Below are 17,030 nucleotides of genomic sequence, written 5' to 3'. Positions count from 1 at the left end.
GAAACCAGACATGAACATCCACACATCCATCGAGAACCTGCTGTCGGACGAGGCGCGTGCCTTTCTGGCGAAACCCAAGAAGATGCTAATCGGCGCGGAATGGCGCGACGCGCAGTCCGGAGACACGTTCGACACGCTGGACCCGGCGACCGACACGGTGATCTGCGCGGTCGCCCATGCCGGAAGCGCGGATGTCGACATGGCCGCGACGGCCGCGCAGAAGGCGCTGGAGGGGGAGTGGTCACGCTTCAGCCCCGCCGACCGCGAGGCCGCCCTGCGCCGGTTCGCGGACCTGATCGAGAAGAATGCCGAGATGATCGCGCAGGTCGAATCCCTGGACAGCGGCAAGCCGGCGGAGCACATCAAGTTCGTTGATATCCCCCTGTCGGTCGGGGCGTTGCGATACAACGCGGCGTTTCCGTCGAGGATCCAGGGCGACACGCTGCCGGTGACGGCGCCGGACATGCATGTGTATACTCGCCGCGAGCCGATCGGCGTCGTGGGCGCCATCGTGCCGTGGAACTTTCCCATCTGCCAGGCCTGTTTCAAGCTTGCCCCCGCGTTGGCCGCGGGATGTACCGTTATCCTGAAACCCGCGGAACAGACGCCCCTTTCCGCCCTGATCCTAGGTCAATTGGCGCTTGAAGCGGGGCTGCCTGCCGGGGTCATCAACGTCCTGCCCGGCCACGGGGAGACGACCGGGCAGGCGATCGTCGACCATCCGGGCATTCACAAGATCGCCTTTACCGGGTCGGAACCCGTGGGCAAGATGATCGCGGCGCGGGGCGCTGCGCATCTCAAGCACGTATCGCTGGAACTGGGTGGCAAGAACCCCAACATCATCTTTGCCGACAGTGATATCGAAACCGCCGCGGCAACCGCCGCCGTCGCGATCTTCTTCTACAGCGGACAGGTCTGCACCGCCGGGTCGCGCCTGCTGGTCGAGGAAAAGGTCTATGACCGGGTGGCCGAGATCGTGCTGGCAGAGGCCGGAAAAGTCGCGGTAGGGCATGGGCTGCGGTCGACCACCACGATGGGCCCGCTGGTGTCGGCCGACCAGCTGAGCCGGGTGTCTGGTTATGTCGATGCCGCGCGTTCGGAAGGGGTCGAGGTCAGCTTTGGCGGGAACCGCTGTGGCGGGGACCTGTCGGGCGGTCACTTCCTGGAGCCGACGGTGCTGTCGAACGTGCCCGACGGCAGCCGTGTCGCGAAGGAAGAGATTTTCGGGCCGGTTCTGGCGATGCAGAGCTTTCGCGACACCGATGATCTGGTCGCGCGCGCCAATGCGACGAAATACGGCCTGGCCGCCGGGATCTGGACCCACGACTTGCGCAAGGCGCACCGGACAGCGGCCGCTTTGCAGGCCGGCACGGTCTGGATCAACACCTACAACCAGTTCGACGCCGCCGCCCCGTTCGGGGGGTACAAGGCGTCGGGCTATGGTCGCGATAACGGGATGGCTGGGATCGAGAAGTACCTTCAGACCAAGGCGGTCTGGGTGAATTACGGCTAGGACTCGTAGATTGAATGGATCGGCTCGTTATGCGGCGTGCCGGTCCGGTCCTTAAGATGAACTGGAAGAAGGCGCTTATAGTGCAGGTTTGCGTAGATGAAGACCTCGGCATCGCGGATGCCCCTGAGCGGTCGGACCTTCGTCTCGACAAGGTCGAGCAGGCCCGACTGCGTGGTCGTGATCGCCTCGGCGAAGATGTCGAAACGACCGGCGCAGATTGCCACGTAGGAGATGTCGGGCATGGTGCTGAGCGCGTCCGCCACCTGCCGGAGCCTCGTATCCGAGGACACCTTTATGGCGATCCACGCCATGGTGCGATCCAGCAGCTTGAGAGGATTGAGGATTGCCATGATCTGAAGCTGCCGGTTCTCGATCATCGCCTGCACGCGCTGGCGGATCTGGCCCTCGGACACATCCAGGTGATCGGCAACGGCCGAGAACGGCATCCGCCCGTCGAGGCTGAGCTGGGAGGCAATGGCCTTGTCGGTGGCGCCCAATTCGATGTCGCGCACGCCGTCGTCGCCTTCGCTGCCGGTGTCGATGATGCGGGCCTGCTGGTAGTGCAGGCTGAAATAGGGAAAGAGCTCCACGCCGGTGATGCCCTCGATGGCGCCGATCTCGGTTTCGATGGTGGTCTGCAATTCCTGCATGTCGCGCGCGATGATCTCGGCGAAGATGGCGTATCGGCTGTAGGTCAGCACCACGTAGTCGATCGTGTCGATGCGGGCGAGCGCGTCCGAGATGCGGCTGCCGAGCGCCGGGGAGTCAATGGTGATCGCGGCGAGCGCACTGACGGAATACCCAAGCGCCACCGGCGAGACGAGGGCGACGATTTCGATGACCTTCTGGTCGAGCAGGGCGCGTGCGCGGGTGCGCACGGTCTTTTCGGTGACGCCGATATCCTGCGCGATGGCGGCGAAGGTGCGCCGGCCGTCCTGCTGGAGATGGGAGATGATCCGGCGGTCCGTCTCGGTCAGAGGCAGGCTAGCCAGCAGGCCGTGCGCTTGCGTGCCTTTGATCGAGGTGCGGGCAGGTGTCCTGTGCCCCATGATGCGAATCCTTGGCTAAGCGTTTCGAGACAACCGGATACTTCGATCGCGTGCCGGTCGGCAACCACAAAAGAGCGCAGAATCGTCCGATTTCCAAGATTGCCGGTAGAGCGCGGGCAAAAAGTAATGGAAAACGTCAGAAAATTACAGTCTGAAAGCAGAAAAAAGTAACCAACAGGAGATGACAGCGTGAAACGTTCCAGAACAATCCCGAACCTCGCACTGGCGGGCGCCTTCGCCTTTGCGGGCGTTGCCGCAACCGCGTTCGAACCGGAAAGCAATGATCCCATCGTGCTGCCGCTGAATGAATGGACCGGTCAGCACGTGACGACCCGCATCGCCGGGGAGACGCTGAAGAAGATGGGGTATAACGTAGAATACGTCACCGCGGGCTACGTGCCGCAGGTGCAGGGCGTCATGGACGGCAACCTGACCGCGGCCATGGAGATCTGGGAGCAGACCATACAGGAGCATTTCGCGCGGGCGATCGACAGCGGACAGGCTGTCGACCTGGGGGAAACCGGCATCGACAGCAGGGAGGGCTGGATCTATCCCGCGTACATGGAAGAGCAATGCCCCGGCCTGCCCGATTACGAGGCGCTGCAGGCCTGCCAGCAACAGTTCGCGACGCCGGAAACCTTTCCCAAGGGACGCCTGCTGGACTATCCTGCGGACTGGGCGCCGGACAACGACAAGCGGCTGGAAGCGCTTGGCATCGATTTTGTCGCGATCCCGTCCGGGTCCGAAGGGGCCGCCGCGGCCGAATACAAGGCCGCCGTCGCCGCGAAGCGTCCGATCGTGATGATGTTCTATTCGCCGCACTGGCTGTTCGCGGAAGCCGATCCGCGCTGGATCGAACTGCCGGAATCGAGCGATGAGTGCTACGAGGATGCCGCCGTCGGGCCGAATCCAGACGCGACCCATGACTGCGGCTGGCCCACCGGCTGGGTGCGCAAGCTGGCCTGGGCCGGCACCGAGGGAAAATGGCCTGCCGCGTACCGCTTTCTTGACACTTTCCAGATCGACAATGCGACCCAGGAACAACTGGTGCTCGAGATCGACGTGAACGGCGTGTCGCAGGAAGACGCTATTGCAGCGTGGATGCATGCCAATCAGGCGACCTGGCAGGGGTGGATCGAAAGCGCCACCGAATAGGATCAATTACTTGCCGGCGCGAGAGATTTCGCGCCGGCACTCGAATTATTGGAAGAACATTATGCAACACGTGACCGTTGTACCCTCACCCCAGCCCAGCCGTGACCCGTCGCCGGTCAAGTTGTCCTGCCGTGGCCTGTGGAAGGTCTTCGGCGCAAACCCGGAGGACGCGCTCAGGCGCACGGCGAGTGCAGCAACGCGCGGCGACCGCATAGCTGCGGTCCGGAGCGCGGGCCAGATGCCGGCGGTCTGCGATGTCGGTTTCGATGTCCGGGAAGGCGAGATTTTCGTGCTGATGGGCCTGTCGGGCTCGGGCAAGTCGACGGTGCTGAGATGCCTGTCACGCCTGGTCGAGCCGACGGCGGGCGAGGTGATCCTTGACGGGCAGAACCTCGTCGGGATGGACGCGCGGTCGCTGACCTATCTGCGGCGGCACAAGATGGGGATGGTGTTCCAGTCCTTTGGCCTGATGCCGCACCTGACCGTACTCGAGAACGTGGCCTTTCCCTTGAAGATCCAGGGGGTCGCCGCGCGAGAGCGGCTGGATCGGGCGCGCGAGGTCGTATCGCTTGTAGGACTCGAAGGCCGCGAGTCGGCCCGCCCAGACGAGCTTTCGGGCGGGCAGCAGCAGCGGGTGGGCATCGCCCGGTCGCTGGCCGTCAACCCGGACCTGTGGTTTCTCGACGAGCCGTTCAGCGCGCTTGACCCGCTGATCCGTGGGCAGATGCAGGACGAGTTCATGCGCCTGCAATCGCAGCTGGGCAAGACGATCGTTTTCGTTACGCATGATTTCCTGGAAGCATTGAAAATCGCAGACAGGATCGCGATCATGAAGGATGGGCAGGTCGTGCAACTTGGCCGTCCGTCGGAACTGGTTCTGGCACCGGCGGACGACTATGTGCGCAGCTTCACTGCAGACGTACCGTTGGTGCGGGTGCTGAAGGTGTCGGACGTTATGGAGCCAGCTGCGGACAAGATGGGCACGGGTTCTCCGGTGGCCCACGATGCCACGCTGGAAGACCTGTTTGCGATGCATGATTTCAGTGCTGGAGACGTGCCGGTGCGTGGCCGAGACGGGACGATCATAGGGCGGGTCACGCCCTCAGGCGTCGCATCGGTTCTGCACAGGGCGATGGCGCGCGGCACAAACGGGCCCGGCGTGAGGGCGCGCGAATGAGCCTGGTCAATTTTGAACTCTTCCGCCCGGTGCGCGGACCGGCGACCCGCCGGGAACATCAGCTATACCGGGGCGCGGTAATCGCGGCCGCGGCGGTGGTGACCCTGCTGGGCCTGCACTATCACTGGCTGCGGGATGTTCCCGCCGCGCTTGAAATGCCGGTCGCGGAGTGGCTCAACGCCGTGATGGCCGCCTTGGTGGCCTGGCTTCAGCCGGTGTTCCGCTGGCTTTCGTGGCTGCTGTCGCAACCGATGAAAGCTTTGCAGGCGGGTCTTGCGGCCCTTCCCTGGATCACCGTTGCGGTCGTATTCGCGGGGCTGGCGTGGCTCGCCTCGGGGCCAGGTCTTGCCGTTTTTGCCGGTGTCGGGCTGATGCTGACGGTTGTGCTGGGCTACTGGATCGAGATGATGAACACGCTGGCGCTGGTCGGGGTGTCGGTGCCCCTGTCGGTTGCGCTGGGGTTCGGCCTTGGGGCGGCGGGGTTCGCATGGCCGCGCTGGCGCAGGGGGCTGGAGTTCATGCTTGACCTGATGCAGACGGTGCCCGCCTTTGCCTATCTCATCCCGATCCTGCTGCTGTTCGGGTTCGGCCCGGTCGTGGGCCTGATCGCGAGCGCGATCTATGCCGCGCCGCCGATGGTGCGCAACACCATGCTGGGCCTGGCGCGGGTGCCGGACGGGCAAGTCGAAAGCGGCCGGATGGCGGGATGTTCGCGCGCCCAGCTGTTCTGGCTGGTGCGGGTGCCGGGCGCGATGCCGCAGTTGATGGTGGGCATCAACCAGAGCACGATGCAGGCGCTGAGCATGGTCATCATCGCGGCGATCATCGGCGGGTTCGACGATATCGGCTGGGCGGTTCTGACGGCGTTGCGCAAGGCGCAGTTCGGGCAGAGCCTGATGGCGGGCCTGTGCATCGTCTTCCTGGCGGTGATGATCGACCGCATCACGCACGGCTTTGCCGACCGGGTGCGGGAGCGGCGGGGCCATGCGGCCGTCCCGGTGCTGCGCCGCCGGTGGGTGCTGGTGGCGATGGCGGCGGCGGCCAGCCTGCCGGTGGGCCTGATGGTGGCGCAGCTGAACGCGGCCCCGACCGGATCGGTGTGGGATGTGGCGGCACCGCTGAACGCATGGCTGGAGCAGGTCCTGATCCGCCACGGGGCGAAGCTGGCCGCGTTCAAGACGCAGTTCTTCTATCTTCTCATGTTCCCTTCGCGTGCGGGACTGGAAAATGCCGTGACGCCGTTCACCTGGGGGATCGCGCTGACGCCGGGGCTGATCGGGGCCTACTGGGCGGCCGCCGTGGTGCTGAGCCTGGCGCTGGCCCGCCGGTCCCTTGCGCTGGGCTGTGGCGTCCTGTTCGTATTCTACCTGATGTATTTCGGCACGACGGGTGTGTCCTGGGTGGCGCTGACGCTTTTGCTGACGGCGCTGGGCGGTGCCCTGGGCGGCGGCAGGACCGCGATGCTGTGTGCCGGGTCCTGCCTGTATTTCGTGGTCACCGGCCTGTGGGACCTGGCGATGCTGTCGATCTACCTGTGCGCGATGGGCGTGGTCATCTCGCTGGCGCTGGGGGCGGTGATCGGGGGTCTGGCGGCGCATTCCCGGCGGATGTCGGGCGTGGTGCGGATCGTGGTGGACACGTTGCAGACGATGCCGCAGTTCGTCCTGCTGATCCCGTTCCTGATGTTCTTCCAGGTCGGTGAATTCACCGCGCTGCTGGCAATCGTGATCTACGCGGTGGTGCCGGCGATCCGGTATACGGAATACGGATTGAGGACGGTTGACGAGGATATCGTCGAGGCGGCGCGGCAGATGGGCTGTACCCCGTGGCAGATCCTGTTGCAGGTGCGTGTGCCGATGGCGTTGCCGTCACTGGCGCTGGGTATCAACCAGACGATCATGTTCGGGCTGGCGATGCTTGCGATCACCGCGCTGGTCGGCACCCAGGACCTGGGGCAGGCCGTCTACGTGGCGCTGTCGCAGGCCGATCCGGGCAAGGGTCTTCTGGCCGGGCTGGGCATCGCGCTGATCGCGCTGACCTCGGACCGGCTTATCCGGGGCTGGATCGCGCAGCTGCGGCGTGGTGGCGGACAGGCGCAGAGCGGCGCGGACGCGTCGGGAGTGACGCCATGACCCCGGGACACGAGGCAGGACGATGACCTTGACAGGACCTATTGCGCCCGCGGGCGGAGACGTGGGTTTCGCCACGACGGAACAGCTGATCGAGACGGCGAGATCGGGCGGGATGTTCATTCTTGTCGATCACGAGGACCGCGAGAACGAGGGCGACCTGGTGATCCCGGCGGCATTCGCGGATGCGGGGGCGATCAACTTCATGGCCCGCCATGGCCGCGGGCTGATCTGTCTTGCAATGGAGGCAGCGCGCATAGATGCGCTGGGCCTGCCGCAGATGGCGGTGCGCAACTCCTCGCGGTTCGAGACCGCGTTCACCGTGAGCATCGAGGCCCGCGAGGGCGTCAGCACCGGCATATCCGCCGCGGACCGTGCCCGGACCATCGCGGTGGCCACGGATCCGGCCACGCAGCCCGCCGACATCGCGACGCCGGGCCATGTCTTTCCGCTGAAGGCCAAGGAGGGCGGGGTGCTGGTGCGGGCCGGCCACACCGAGGCGGCGGTTGACCTGGCGCGTCTGGCAGGGCTGACACCGGCCGGGGTGATCTGCGAGATCATGAACCCCGACGGTACGATGGCGCGGCTGCCCGAGCTGAAAGAATTCGCGGCGCGGCACGGCCTGCCCATCGGCACGATCGCGGACCTGATCGCCTATCGCAGGCGGCACGACAACCTGCTGAAGGAACTTGTTTCGGACAGGATCACGTCGTTCATCGGCGGGGAATGGACGATCCGGGTGTTCGAGGATGCCCCGGACGGGGCGGAGCATATCGCGCTGACGTTCGGGGACGTGTCGGACGGGGCGCCCGTGCTGACGCGGATGCACGTGATCGACCCGCTGGAGGACCTGCTGGCGCTGAACCCGACGCGCTGGAACCAGGTGGCGGATTCGATGGTCGAGATCACGCGGCAGGGGCGCGGCGCCATCGTCCTGCTGCGAGACGCGGCGCTGAATGTCATCTCTTCGAAGTTCCGCGGCACGGGGGCCGCCCGGAAGACGCAGCGCCGCTACGGTATCGGGGCGCAGATCTTGTGCAGCCTCGGTATCCGGGACATCGTTCTTCTGACGAATTCGACGGCGCCCGAGCTTGTCGGACTGGAAGGTTATGACCTGCGGCTGGTGGGAACGCGCCCGATCCCGCGGGTCAGCCTGGACTGAGCCATGCAGCATCAACCTGCCTGTCCGCACGGGCTATCGCTCATGCTGCTATCGATGGCGCACGGCAACGCAAATTTTGCCATATGAACTGGGACGAACATGACCTACCCTGATACAAAGCTTTTCATCGACGGAAAATGGCGCGATGCTTCGGACGGGCGCACGATTGACGTGATCGACCCGGCCACCAGCCGGAGGATCGGTCGAGTTGCCCATGCGGGTATCGACGACCTAAATATCGCGTTGGAGGCGGTGCAACGAGGTTTTAATACCTGGCGAAGGGTTCCCGCCATCGAACGGTCCGCCCTGATGTTTCGGACCGCAGCCATTCTGCGCGAGCGCGTCGACCTAATCGCGCCATTGATGACGGCAGAGCAAGGCAAGCCGCTTGTCCAGTCCGCGCTAGAACTGCACGCCGCGGTCGAGGTAATAGAGTGGTTCGCCGGAGAGGCGCGGAGGCTCTACGGCCAGGTCATTCCTGCGCGTACACCCGGGGTCACCCAGTATACGATCATGGACCCAGTTGGCCCAGTTGCCGCGTTCACCCCGTGGAACTTTCCGGTCAACCAGATTGTGCGCAAGATCTCCGCCGGGCTTGCTGCTGGCTGTTCGCTGATCGTCAAAGCTCCCGAAGAAACGCCGGCCTCTCCCGCTGAGCTGATCCGGGCCTTCGCAGATGCCGGCTTGCCGGACGGGGTAATTAACCTAGTATACGGTGCCCCTGCCGAAATTTCAGACTACCTAATTTCACACCCGGTAATCCGAAAGATTTCCTTCACCGGGTCGACTGAGGTCGGCAAGCTTCTAGCCGGCCTCGCCGGAAGACACATGAAGCGTTCCACGATGGAGCTGGGCGGACATGCGCCGGTGTTGATCTTCGACGACGCCGATGTCGTGCAGGCGGTCGAAACGATGGTGGCCACCAAATTCCGAAATGCCGGACAGGTCTGCGTCTCGCCGACACGTTTCCTGGTGCAGGAGACCGTTGCACGGGAGTTCATTGACGGCTTCGTGGAAGCGGCCCGGCTACTAAATGTAGGTCCCGGAAGACTGCCCGACGTACAGATGGGACCGCTCGCGAATGACCGCCGTATTCCCGCGCTGGAGGCTCTGATCCAGGACGCCGTCCAACACGGCGCATCCTTGGTGACAGGAGGGCACCGCATTGGCAATACCGGTTGGTTCTTTGAGCCGACGGTCCTGACAGATGTCCCAGCCAAGGCACGCATAATGAACGAAGAGCCATTTGGCCCGGTTGCGATTATCAACCGCTTCGACACCGATGACGCGGCTTTCAACGAGGCAAACCGGCTACCCTACGGGTTAGCCGCCTATGCCTGGACTAACAGTTCAGCCCGCAGTCAGCGAATCCGGGATGAGCTTCAGGCTGGGATGATCAGCGTGAATCATATTGGATTGTCAGTTCCGGAAGTTCCCTTCGGCGGTATTGGCGACAGCGGCATTGGCACCGAAGGCGGATCCGAAGCGATCACAGCCTATCTCCAGCCACGTTTCATCACCCAGCTAAATTGACCAGAAAAGCCGAACACAAAAAAATACTTCAAAACGAAACATGCGGTGTGCCCGCTGCAGAACTTCTGTTGTAACCAAGTAGAAATGTCACACCTGGGCACTGAGGGGAACAAAGCCTGACAGGGCGGAGACCTCAGATATCGCAGCCCTGGCTGGCTTTGTGGGCCTCAATGGGCCGGCGTGCTGCGAGAGAGTTCCAGCCGTCGTTGCGCCGGCCAGTCGGTTCGTATCGGGATCGTTGTTTGCCGGCGCGGCGTTTCTTCGGTGGGGCCTTGTCCTGCTCGGCCTTGATGTGTTCCAGGACCGTGCCAAGCCGCTTGTTCTCTGTGATGGCGGCATGGGTGACACGCTGATTCTTGTCGAAGACGGAGTAGGGGAGCGCCACGCCATTCCAGCGGAACTCCACCTTTGCATGCCACCAGCTCTCAATCTTTCGGCGTTCTTGTAGTGATAGTTGCGTGTAAACGGCTCCCATGCCATGATCTCCCATTAGATAACTCATTGTTTTCTAATAGAAGTCGCACTTCAGGGTAGCGCGCTCCGTTGGTGCACTCCTGTTGCAACCAAGTAGAAATGTCACCGGCTCTGCAAAGTAGAAATGTCCCACCGGGGCGCTGAGGGGAGCAAAGCCTGACAGGGCGGAGACCTCAGATATCGCAGCCCTGGCTGGCTTTGCTGGCCTCCTTGGCCCGCCGGGCGGCCAGGGAGTTCCAGCCGTCATTGCGGCGGCCATTGGGCTTGTAACGGGAGCGTTGCTTGCCGGCGCGGCGTTTCTTTGGTGGGGCCTTATCCTGTTCTTCTTTGATGAACTCGAGGACGGCACCAAGACGCTTGTTCTCGGTGATCGCCGCGTGAGTGACGCGCTGGTCCTTGTCAAAGACGGAGTAGGGGAGCGAGACACCCTTCCAGCGGAACTCCAGTCGACCATCCGGAAACTCATAGCTGTCGACATACCTGCCGGGCAGGCCGCGCGTGACCTCGTTCTCTGCGAGGATGATCCGCTGGCGGTCGTAGGAGAAGGCCAGTTGGTTGCCGACATAGCGCTCGTCGCGCCAGCACAGTACATCTGCCAACCGATCCGGCTCGGTATTGGGAGGCCGGTGCAGGTTGTCCGGGCACCGCGGGGTCTTGGCAAACTTGGCGTTATAGCGCTCCATGAACGTTGGTAGGAATGCGTTGGCCGCTTCCATGTCCGAGATGCCTGCCAGCCGTAACTCCTTCACCAGCCGATCCTGCAGCGTCCGGTTCGCGCGTTCGACGCGGCCCTTGGCCTGGCTGCTGTTTGCGCAAAGGATCTCGATGTTCAACTCGTTCAAAGCACGGCCAAACTGGGTCATCCCGTGGCCGGACTTGGCACCTTGTTGGGCAACACGGAACACCGTGTGTTTGTCCGAATAGAACGCCACAGGTCGTCCATGTTCATGCAGATAAGTCTCCAGCGCGCCGAAGTAGCTGAACGTGCTCTCTGACGTCACAAACTCCAGATGCATCAAGGTGCTCGTCGCGTCGTCGATGAAGACCAAGAGGGTGCACGACGGTCCGCGGTCCTCAAACCAATGATGATCCGAGCCATCAATCTGGATCAGCTCGCCAAAGCATTCCCGGCGCAAACGCGGTTGGTGAAATGTACGGCGTTGCTTCCGGGACAGCCAGATACCGGCGTCCTGCATCCACTTGCGCAGCGTCTCGCGTGACACCTTCAGCCCGTGGTCTTCGTGCAGCTTCTCGGCCGCGAATGTCGGGCCGAAGTCGATGTAGTTCTCCCGAACCAGCGTCACCGCGAACTCACGGACCGCCGGATCGATCCGATTGTTCGACGCTCGACCGCGCGCCTTGTGCCGGATCGCGGCCGGACCATCGGTCTGGAACTTCTTCAGAAGCCTGTGAACCTGTCTGCGGCTCAATCCCAGAACGTTCGCCGCGGTCGTGGCCGTCATCCGACCTTGGTTTACCTGGCTCAACACCTCAACGCGGTTCAGTTCGCGCTCGCTCATCAAAACCCATCCCATGCCCACACTCTCTGCCTGTTCTCATTGGGGCAGAGTGTGACACTTCTACTTTGCAGATGTGGGACACTTTAACTTTGCGGGTACAACTCCGTGGCGCATAATTTATCTTATGTTAATTTCAGAGATGCAAGTTAGATTATTTTTACCTGCGTGCCGACTTTGGCTAAATCAAACAATTCCACGATATGTTCGTTATAGAGACCAATGCATCCGCTGGAGGACCTCCTGCCAATTTTTCGTGTGTCCTGGGTGCCATGGATTCTATAGTATTGCCAACTAAGACGCAGCGCCCTGATACCTAGCGGGTTCTCTGGCCCTGGCGCCACATATTTTGGTAAGGTTGGGTCGCGCTCAAGCATTGAAGGTGTTGGTCGCCAATCGGGCGCAGGATCCTTGTAGACTACGCGAGTATACCCGCGGCGTGTGAGCTCTTCGCTCATGGGTACGCTCGTTGGATAAAGTTTGTAAATGCTTTCGTCTTCAGACCAGAACTGCAGCGCTCTGGAAACCGTATCGCACAATATCGCTCCGTTCTGAAGATTGTCGAAGTGATCTTGCCACTCGTCTATCGAAAATGAAGAGATATTCCGTTTAACTGTATCCGGCTCTGCATTGTTCTGAGACAAGCCGGGGCCGGCCGAAATTGATAATCCAGCTCCCATGATCGAGCGCAAAGCCATTCTTCTATTGAGGAATTGTACCATTTCTTGAGCGTTCCTTTGCCGCTTCCATAAGACAGTTTTGCATGCTCTAGTTGCTTTAGGTTCAACTCAAGAAAACGTGAGTTTGAGCACGAAAAAAGCCGGATAGGCCGCCTCCAAACCCATATTTTTGGGAGTATGCTTGCTCGCATGGTACGCTTTAGCCATGCCAGATGCCGCCACCGAGATCGCCAGGCTGTACGCCGCGCTTGCCGCTTCGGAGCCCCGCGCCGAGGCTGCCGGGAGCGAGCTGGCGTAGACCTGGGCCGTGGTCTCGACCTCGAAAGCGATGATCAAGCATCTGAAGCTGGACTCGCCAAACTCAGGAGAGAGCAATTTGGCCACAGCTCGGAACGCCGAGCCCGGCTGATCGACCAGTTGGAGCTGCAGCTCGAAGAGCTCGAGGCGGCCACCACCGAAGACGAGATTGAAGCCCTGAATGTGGCGAAAACCTCGACCGTCGACGGCCTCGAACGCCGACGCCCGACGCGCAAGCATTTACTGGACCATCTACCGCGCGAGCGCATGGTCATCGAAGCGCCTACCACCTGCTCCTTCTGCGGGTCGGACCGCATCGTGAAATTGGACGAAGGCATCACCGAGACGCTTGAGGTCATCCCCCGGCAATGGAAGGTGGCCCAGACCGTCCGCGAGAAGATCAATCAGCTACCCGCCCCATTCCATCCGACGCCATGGGTATGGGCTGAGCCGAACTTGCCGACGATGGTTCTGTTCGAGAAGTTCCGACCGGACCAACCGCCCATCCGCTAGGCCGAGCGCTACGCCAGGCAGGGTGTAGATCTCAGTCTATCGACCCTGGATGATAAGGTCGGGGCCTGTGCTGCCGCGCTCGAGCCGATCCACGCCCTGATCCGGACCCATTCTCTGGCGCCCGAGCGCCTGCACGGCGACGCCACCACGATCTCCCTCAGTCCTTTCACCTGCCTGCCCCCGTCGCTTTCTGTTCGGAGCATCAGGCCTGTGTCCCGCGCCAGCGCCAATTCCGAATATATGAGGTTCGGATTTGGCCCTGACCCTTACGTCCGGGGAAAATTCAAACGGCGGTTTGGGCAAATTACGTCCGGCGGTTACAGAGATGCGCCGGTTGAAGGCACTTGAGCACGAAAACACTCGCCTGAAGAAGATCGTGACGGACCTGACACTGGATCGAAAAAGCTTCAGGATGTCATTGTCCGAAAGCTTTGCAGGCTCGCTGTTTACGCGAGGTTGTTACCAGGATGTACGTAGTTTGAAGTGTGTCGATCCTGAAGTCTGAAGGGTCCATCTGCTTTGACACGTGCCCGTCGAACGGATTTGGATGCCGTCGAGAGGCGGATCAAGGGTCTCACAGAGACGCGGGAGAGTCGGGTCTGAAGTCACAAGAACCGGCACAATTCGTTTTTGACCCGCGTGCCAACTTCGGCGGAAACTAAGAAATCCGTCCCAGTTACGTGCGTTTCGGTGACTCTTAATCTACTCTGCTTCTGCGATGTTGCCGTGGCCATAAAGGGCGGCGTTTTTATGTGCGCGATCCACATGCTCGAACTCCAGGCTAGAATGACGAATGCCAAAATCACCTCTCAGAAGGCTTTTGAGTGTGGCCTTGACATTTTCTGTCTTGCTCCATCCATCTGCCGTCAAAACGATGTGACAATCGAGTGCCACTTCGTCCTCTTGCATCTGCCATAAATGAACATGGTGCACGTCCTCGACACCTTCCGCACTCCGCAAAGCCTCGAGGACAGCGTCGTTGTCGATGCTGGGTGGGCTACCGAGCATCAATGTCCGGATAGGTTCGCCTATCTCGATAATAGCCAGATAGAGGATATAAAAAGCGATGCCGATGGTGATCGCCGGATCGACCCATCGCATGTCGTAAATAATGATTAAAGAGCCGCCAATGACTACCGCTACAGAAGCCAAGGCGTCGGACAGGTTGTGCAAAAAGAGCGCACGAATGTTCACGCTGCCCTTTTGCATCGAATAGGTGAGCAGCGCTGTCAAAGTGTCGACCACCAGTGCCACACCACCCAGAACTACCACTGTCCAGCCTTGGACTTCTGTAGGATCAATCAAACGTATGCCACCTTCATAGATGAGATACAATCCAATCAAGATAAGGGTTGTATAGTTGATTAAAGCCGCGACGATCTCGACTCTTCCGTAGCCGAATGTCATGCGATCGTCCGCGGGCCGACGAGCAATCTTTCGCGCGGCGAAGGCAATAACCAACGATGCCATGTCTGAGAAATTGTGCAGCGCATCCGCGATCAACGCGAGGCTTCCGGATAGTATCCCACCGATAATCTGCGCGAATGTCAGAAGGCCATTAGCCCAGATGGCAATAAATACGCGTCGGTCGCCTGTTGCTGGGTCAGTTTGCGCGTGGCCGTGATCATGCGGCACGGTCTGCCTCCTCGTGACTGTGATTTCGTCGACTGGACTGGGAGTCTCTTGGTAGTTTTCCGCTCCGAATCGCACGTACTCGCGCGTTCATCCAGTGCCGTATGAAGCGGCGAAAGAGCCAGTTGCGCAAAAAACCGAAGTCTTGACGATACTCTGAGAAAAACTCGTCTGGCTCATCGAACGTGCCTAGATCACGGACAATACCATTGTCCTGGATGTAAGTGTCGGTACCGTTCCAACCGATAGGCGGTGCACTCAGGCATTCCGTCGCAACACCGAAACCGCATAGCACCTCCTCATCGCCGAATTTCCGTTGAAGCGTTTGCAAAAAAGAAGTGTCTAGAATGAAACCCTCAAGATTCACCCAACCCTCAACTGTTTCGACCTCGACCCAAGAATGTAAAATTTCAGAAGGTGCGAGCGGGTAGACAAGTTCTGGCACGATGCCCCTCTGAAGTGCCTTGTGAATGGTAAACCCATGAAGCCTGCAACGTATGCCGACACTGCGAAGCAAAGCCATGAGGAGTGTACCCTTGGTGTTGCACTGACCGTAGCCATCCTCCAGCACCTCGGAGGCTTGAATGTCGTCAGAACGGTTATAACCAAAGGCAATTTCGTCCCTAACGAAGTTGTAGGCAGCGCCAATGCGATCATGTTCTGCAAGAGCTTTCCAGTGGCGGCCGTTGGTCAACTGCCGAATTGAAGTTGCGTCATAATTCAGCAATCGCGTTTTTTTTAGATAAGGCTCGACCTTCGTCATAGAATCTCTCCAAGACTAGCATGTCCGGAACAATAGTTGCTACAGTGGCTATAGCTTCAACCCCAAACCTATGCGCACCTCGTGGATCGCATCCGCACGCGGCATCCTTTTTCCGACAAGAACGTCAACCTGCCGCAACAGCTGAACTATTTCGTCGGGCTTGTGTCACTTGTTTGCCATTCTCTGTCCTCCGTTTCCTAAACATAACGGTGGACCAATTTAGAGGGGGAGGTTCAGGACCGTTCGACTTTTTCAACTATTGATGCTGGCCTGTGCAGCTGCAAAGTCTTCCACTTCTCGGCCCCACACAAGGGCTGGACAGTATACCCCCCTGCAGGCCTTTTTCGCGTCAGCCGCATGCTAAATAACGGTCAACAAGTCGCGGAGCAGTTCTTCCAGATGCCGTGGGTGTCAGCGGTTCCTGCACCAGCAGATCGAGCGTCAAATAGCTCCTCGCCGAACACCATCTTTGCTAGCTGCCATCCAACTAGCGTGTTGCACGCGCTCAGTAAAATTTTCAAGTATCGAACCCCCAAGTAGCACTCAAGCGCACGTCGTAAAACAACCTTAAATTCAGGCCAAAATCGTTAGCGGATGGGCTTTTGCGGCGGGAATATCAAGCGCCAATTTCTTGGTGATCGGTTAAGCACTCGGAATGGTCTCGAAGCACCTCCAGCACGCGACAATCCGACATTTGCCCGCCGCTGCATTCGCGCACCATTCTTTTTAATTCAGTACGAAGAGCCTCTAGACGGGCTAATCTTTGCTCGACTTGCTTTAGCTGCCGGCGGGCGATTGCATCGGCTTCCGCGCAGGACTTTTCCGGATGATCGCTGAGATCGAGGAGTTCACGGATCGCGTCCAGAGAAAATCCTAGTTGCCGTGCGTGCCGGACGAAAGATAGACGGTCGAGTTCGTCGAGGCCATAGCGCCGTTGGCCGCCTTGGGACCTGCCGGGTTCAGGCATAAGGCCGATCTGCTCGTAGTATCTGATGGTCTGCACTTTCGTTCCAGTCTTCTTCGCGAGCGTCCCTATTGTCAGCATTGCAGGTTCCCCATGTTACCTACAGTCAGTGTAGATTTACGCGGCGCGTATCGCAAGCTCCAACTGGGTCTCGCAGACCGGTGAGTGACCAATCGAGAAGTGCCAATGATGCTTGCACCTACAGCGGCTAGAGGATGTACGCATGTTAGATATCAAGAATCGGAACTCAAGGAGTAGCGCTAGATTTTCAAGTCTTCAGAGTTTATTTTGGGGTCTTGGCGCGTGGTGAGGATCCGGAACAGGATCAATTTTTGCAAGGCACTAGCCAATAACTGCGGCATCATGGGACGCGGGCCAAATCTGTATTCGAAAGAACTGCTGTTTTGCACGAAGCCCGAACAGGCATCGCTGTTGACCAGTCGGTTGGACAATTGGCTATGCTCCCTGCTTG

Annotated in this window: 14 protein-coding genes and 2 pseudogenes; 8 read left to right on the top strand and 8 right to left on the bottom strand. The window is 60.3% G+C overall.

What is annotated here, in order from left to right; translation table 11 throughout:
• The first annotated feature begins 10 nt into the window (after positions 1 to 10).
• A complete protein-coding gene (locus tag PVV74_RS19880) occupies positions 11 to 1,513 on the top strand; it encodes an aldehyde dehydrogenase family protein (protein ID WP_274594378.1) in 1,503 nt (500 codons plus the stop codon).
• On the opposite strand, the gene PVV74_RS19875 is transcribed toward PVV74_RS19880, so the two are convergent.
• On the bottom strand, positions 1,510 to 2,562 hold the full coding sequence (locus tag PVV74_RS19875) for an Lrp/AsnC family transcriptional regulator (RefSeq protein WP_274594377.1): 1,053 nt from the start codon (positions 2,560 to 2,562) through the stop codon (positions 1,510 to 1,512). The genes PVV74_RS19880 and PVV74_RS19875 overlap by 4 nt on opposite strands.
• 189 nt (positions 2,563 to 2,751) lie before the next feature.
• Here PVV74_RS19875 and PVV74_RS19870 point away from each other — a divergent pair, with 189 nt between their 5' ends.
• From PVV74_RS19870 to PVV74_RS19850, 5 genes are all read left to right on the top strand, one after another.
• Positions 2,752 to 3,717, top strand: a complete 966-nt coding sequence (locus PVV74_RS19870) for an ABC transporter substrate-binding protein (protein WP_274594376.1) — start codon at positions 2,752 to 2,754, stop codon at positions 3,715 to 3,717.
• Between the two features lie 61 nt (positions 3,718 to 3,778).
• Entirely contained in the window at positions 3,779 to 4,894 is a 1,116-nt protein-coding gene (locus PVV74_RS19865; protein WP_274594375.1) for a quaternary amine ABC transporter ATP-binding protein, read from the top strand.
• Positions 4,891 to 7,026, top strand: coding sequence for an ABC transporter permease subunit (locus tag PVV74_RS19860; RefSeq protein ID WP_274594374.1), 2,136 nt, complete (start codon positions 4,891 to 4,893; stop codon positions 7,024 to 7,026). The genes PVV74_RS19865 and PVV74_RS19860 overlap by 4 nt, the downstream gene beginning before the upstream one ends.
• Before the next feature lie 22 nt (positions 7,027 to 7,048).
• Positions 7,049 to 8,185 carry a 3,4-dihydroxy-2-butanone-4-phosphate synthase gene (ribB, locus tag PVV74_RS19855; RefSeq protein ID WP_443217234.1) on the top strand — a complete coding sequence of 379 codons (1,137 nt, stop codon included), beginning with the start codon at positions 7,049 to 7,051 and terminating at the stop codon, positions 8,183 to 8,185.
• A 99-nt stretch (positions 8,186 to 8,284) separates the two neighbouring features.
• Complete coding sequence (locus PVV74_RS19850) at positions 8,285 to 9,718, top strand: NAD-dependent succinate-semialdehyde dehydrogenase (protein WP_274594372.1); 1,434 nt, start codon at positions 8,285 to 8,287, stop codon at positions 9,716 to 9,718.
• A 133-nt stretch (positions 9,719 to 9,851) separates the two neighbouring features.
• Here the strand turns inward: PVV74_RS19850 and PVV74_RS19845 are convergent, their stop codons facing one another.
• From PVV74_RS19845 to PVV74_RS19835, 3 genes are all read right to left on the bottom strand, one after another.
• Positions 9,852 to 10,193, bottom strand: coding sequence for a hypothetical protein (locus PVV74_RS19845; protein WP_274594371.1), 342 nt, complete (start codon positions 10,191 to 10,193; stop codon positions 9,852 to 9,854).
• Between the two features lie 172 nt (positions 10,194 to 10,365).
• Positions 10,366 to 11,727, bottom strand: a complete 1,362-nt coding sequence (locus PVV74_RS19840; protein WP_274594370.1) for an ISNCY family transposase — start codon at positions 11,725 to 11,727, stop codon at positions 10,366 to 10,368.
• A 131-nt stretch (positions 11,728 to 11,858) separates the two neighbouring features.
• Positions 11,859 to 12,431 carry a L,D-transpeptidase gene (locus tag PVV74_RS19835; protein WP_103764574.1) on the bottom strand — a complete coding sequence of 191 codons (573 nt, stop codon included), beginning with the start codon at positions 12,429 to 12,431 and terminating at the stop codon, positions 11,859 to 11,861.
• Between the two features lie 163 nt (positions 12,432 to 12,594).
• Between PVV74_RS19835 and PVV74_RS19830 the strand changes: the two are divergent.
• Positions 12,595 to 13,358, top strand: a pseudogene (locus PVV74_RS19830) (transposase); the annotation flags it as partial.
• Between the two features lie 163 nt (positions 13,359 to 13,521).
• Positions 13,522 to 13,667 (top strand): annotated as a pseudogene (locus PVV74_RS19825) (IS3 family transposase); the annotation flags it as partial.
• 234 nt (positions 13,668 to 13,901) lie between these two features.
• On the opposite strand, the gene PVV74_RS19820 reads toward PVV74_RS19825, so the two are convergent.
• From PVV74_RS19820 to PVV74_RS19805, 4 genes are all read right to left on the bottom strand, one after another.
• On the bottom strand, positions 13,902 to 14,834 hold the full coding sequence (locus PVV74_RS19820) for a cation diffusion facilitator family transporter (protein ID WP_274594369.1): 933 nt from the start codon (positions 14,832 to 14,834) through the stop codon (positions 13,902 to 13,904).
• A complete protein-coding gene (locus PVV74_RS19815) occupies positions 14,824 to 15,594 on the bottom strand; it encodes a transglutaminase-like domain-containing protein (protein WP_103764576.1) in 771 nt (256 codons plus the stop codon). The genes PVV74_RS19820 and PVV74_RS19815 overlap by 11 nt, the downstream gene beginning before the upstream one ends.
• 616 nt (positions 15,595 to 16,210) lie before the next feature.
• Complete coding sequence (locus tag PVV74_RS19810) at positions 16,211 to 16,639, bottom strand: MerR family transcriptional regulator (RefSeq protein WP_057796592.1); 429 nt, start codon at positions 16,637 to 16,639, stop codon at positions 16,211 to 16,213.
• A 179-nt stretch (positions 16,640 to 16,818) separates the two neighbouring features.
• Positions 16,819 to 17,010 carry a hypothetical protein gene (locus PVV74_RS19805; protein WP_144435627.1) on the bottom strand — a complete coding sequence of 64 codons (192 nt, stop codon included), beginning with the start codon at positions 17,008 to 17,010 and terminating at the stop codon, positions 16,819 to 16,821.
• Positions 17,011 to 17,030 lie beyond the last annotated feature (20 nt).

The organism is Roseovarius sp. SK2 (assembly GCF_028807495.1).
GTDB classification, from domain to species: Bacteria; Pseudomonadota; Alphaproteobacteria; order Rhodobacterales; family Rhodobacteraceae; genus Roseovarius; species Roseovarius confluentis.
The sequence above is the reverse complement of the archived record's forward strand: the minus strand, read 5'-3'. Positions and strand labels throughout refer to the sequence as shown.

Coding starts and splice junctions, on each gene's coding strand:
- PVV74_RS19850 (WP_274594372.1), top strand. CDS start 8,285: ATGACCTACCCTGATACAAAGCTTTTCATCGACGGAAAATGGCGCGAT.
- PVV74_RS19860 (WP_274594374.1), top strand. CDS start 4,891: ATGAGCCTGGTCAATTTTGAACTCTTCCGCCCGGTGCGCGGACCGGCG.
- PVV74_RS19865 (WP_274594375.1), top strand. CDS start 3,779: ATGCAACACGTGACCGTTGTACCCTCACCCCAGCCCAGCCGTGACCCG.
- PVV74_RS19880 (WP_274594378.1), top strand. CDS start 11: ATGAACATCCACACATCCATCGAGAACCTGCTGTCGGACGAGGCGCGT.
- PVV74_RS19845 (WP_274594371.1), bottom strand. CDS start 10,193: ATGGGAGCCGTTTACACGCAACTATCACTACAAGAACGCCGAAAGATT.
- PVV74_RS19875 (WP_274594377.1), bottom strand. CDS start 2,562: ATGGGGCACAGGACACCTGCCCGCACCTCGATCAAAGGCACGCAAGCG.
- ribB (WP_443217234.1), top strand. CDS start 7,049: ATGACCTTGACAGGACCTATTGCGCCCGCGGGCGGAGACGTGGGTTTC.
- PVV74_RS19815 (WP_103764576.1), bottom strand. CDS start 15,594: ATGACGAAGGTCGAGCCTTATCTAAAAAAAACGCGATTGCTGAATTAT.
- PVV74_RS19835 (WP_103764574.1), bottom strand. CDS start 12,431: ATGGTACAATTCCTCAATAGAAGAATGGCTTTGCGCTCGATCATGGGA.
- PVV74_RS19840 (WP_274594370.1), bottom strand. CDS start 11,727: ATGGGATGGGTTTTGATGAGCGAGCGCGAACTGAACCGCGTTGAGGTG.
- PVV74_RS19810 (WP_057796592.1), bottom strand. CDS start 16,639: ATGCTGACAATAGGGACGCTCGCGAAGAAGACTGGAACGAAAGTGCAG.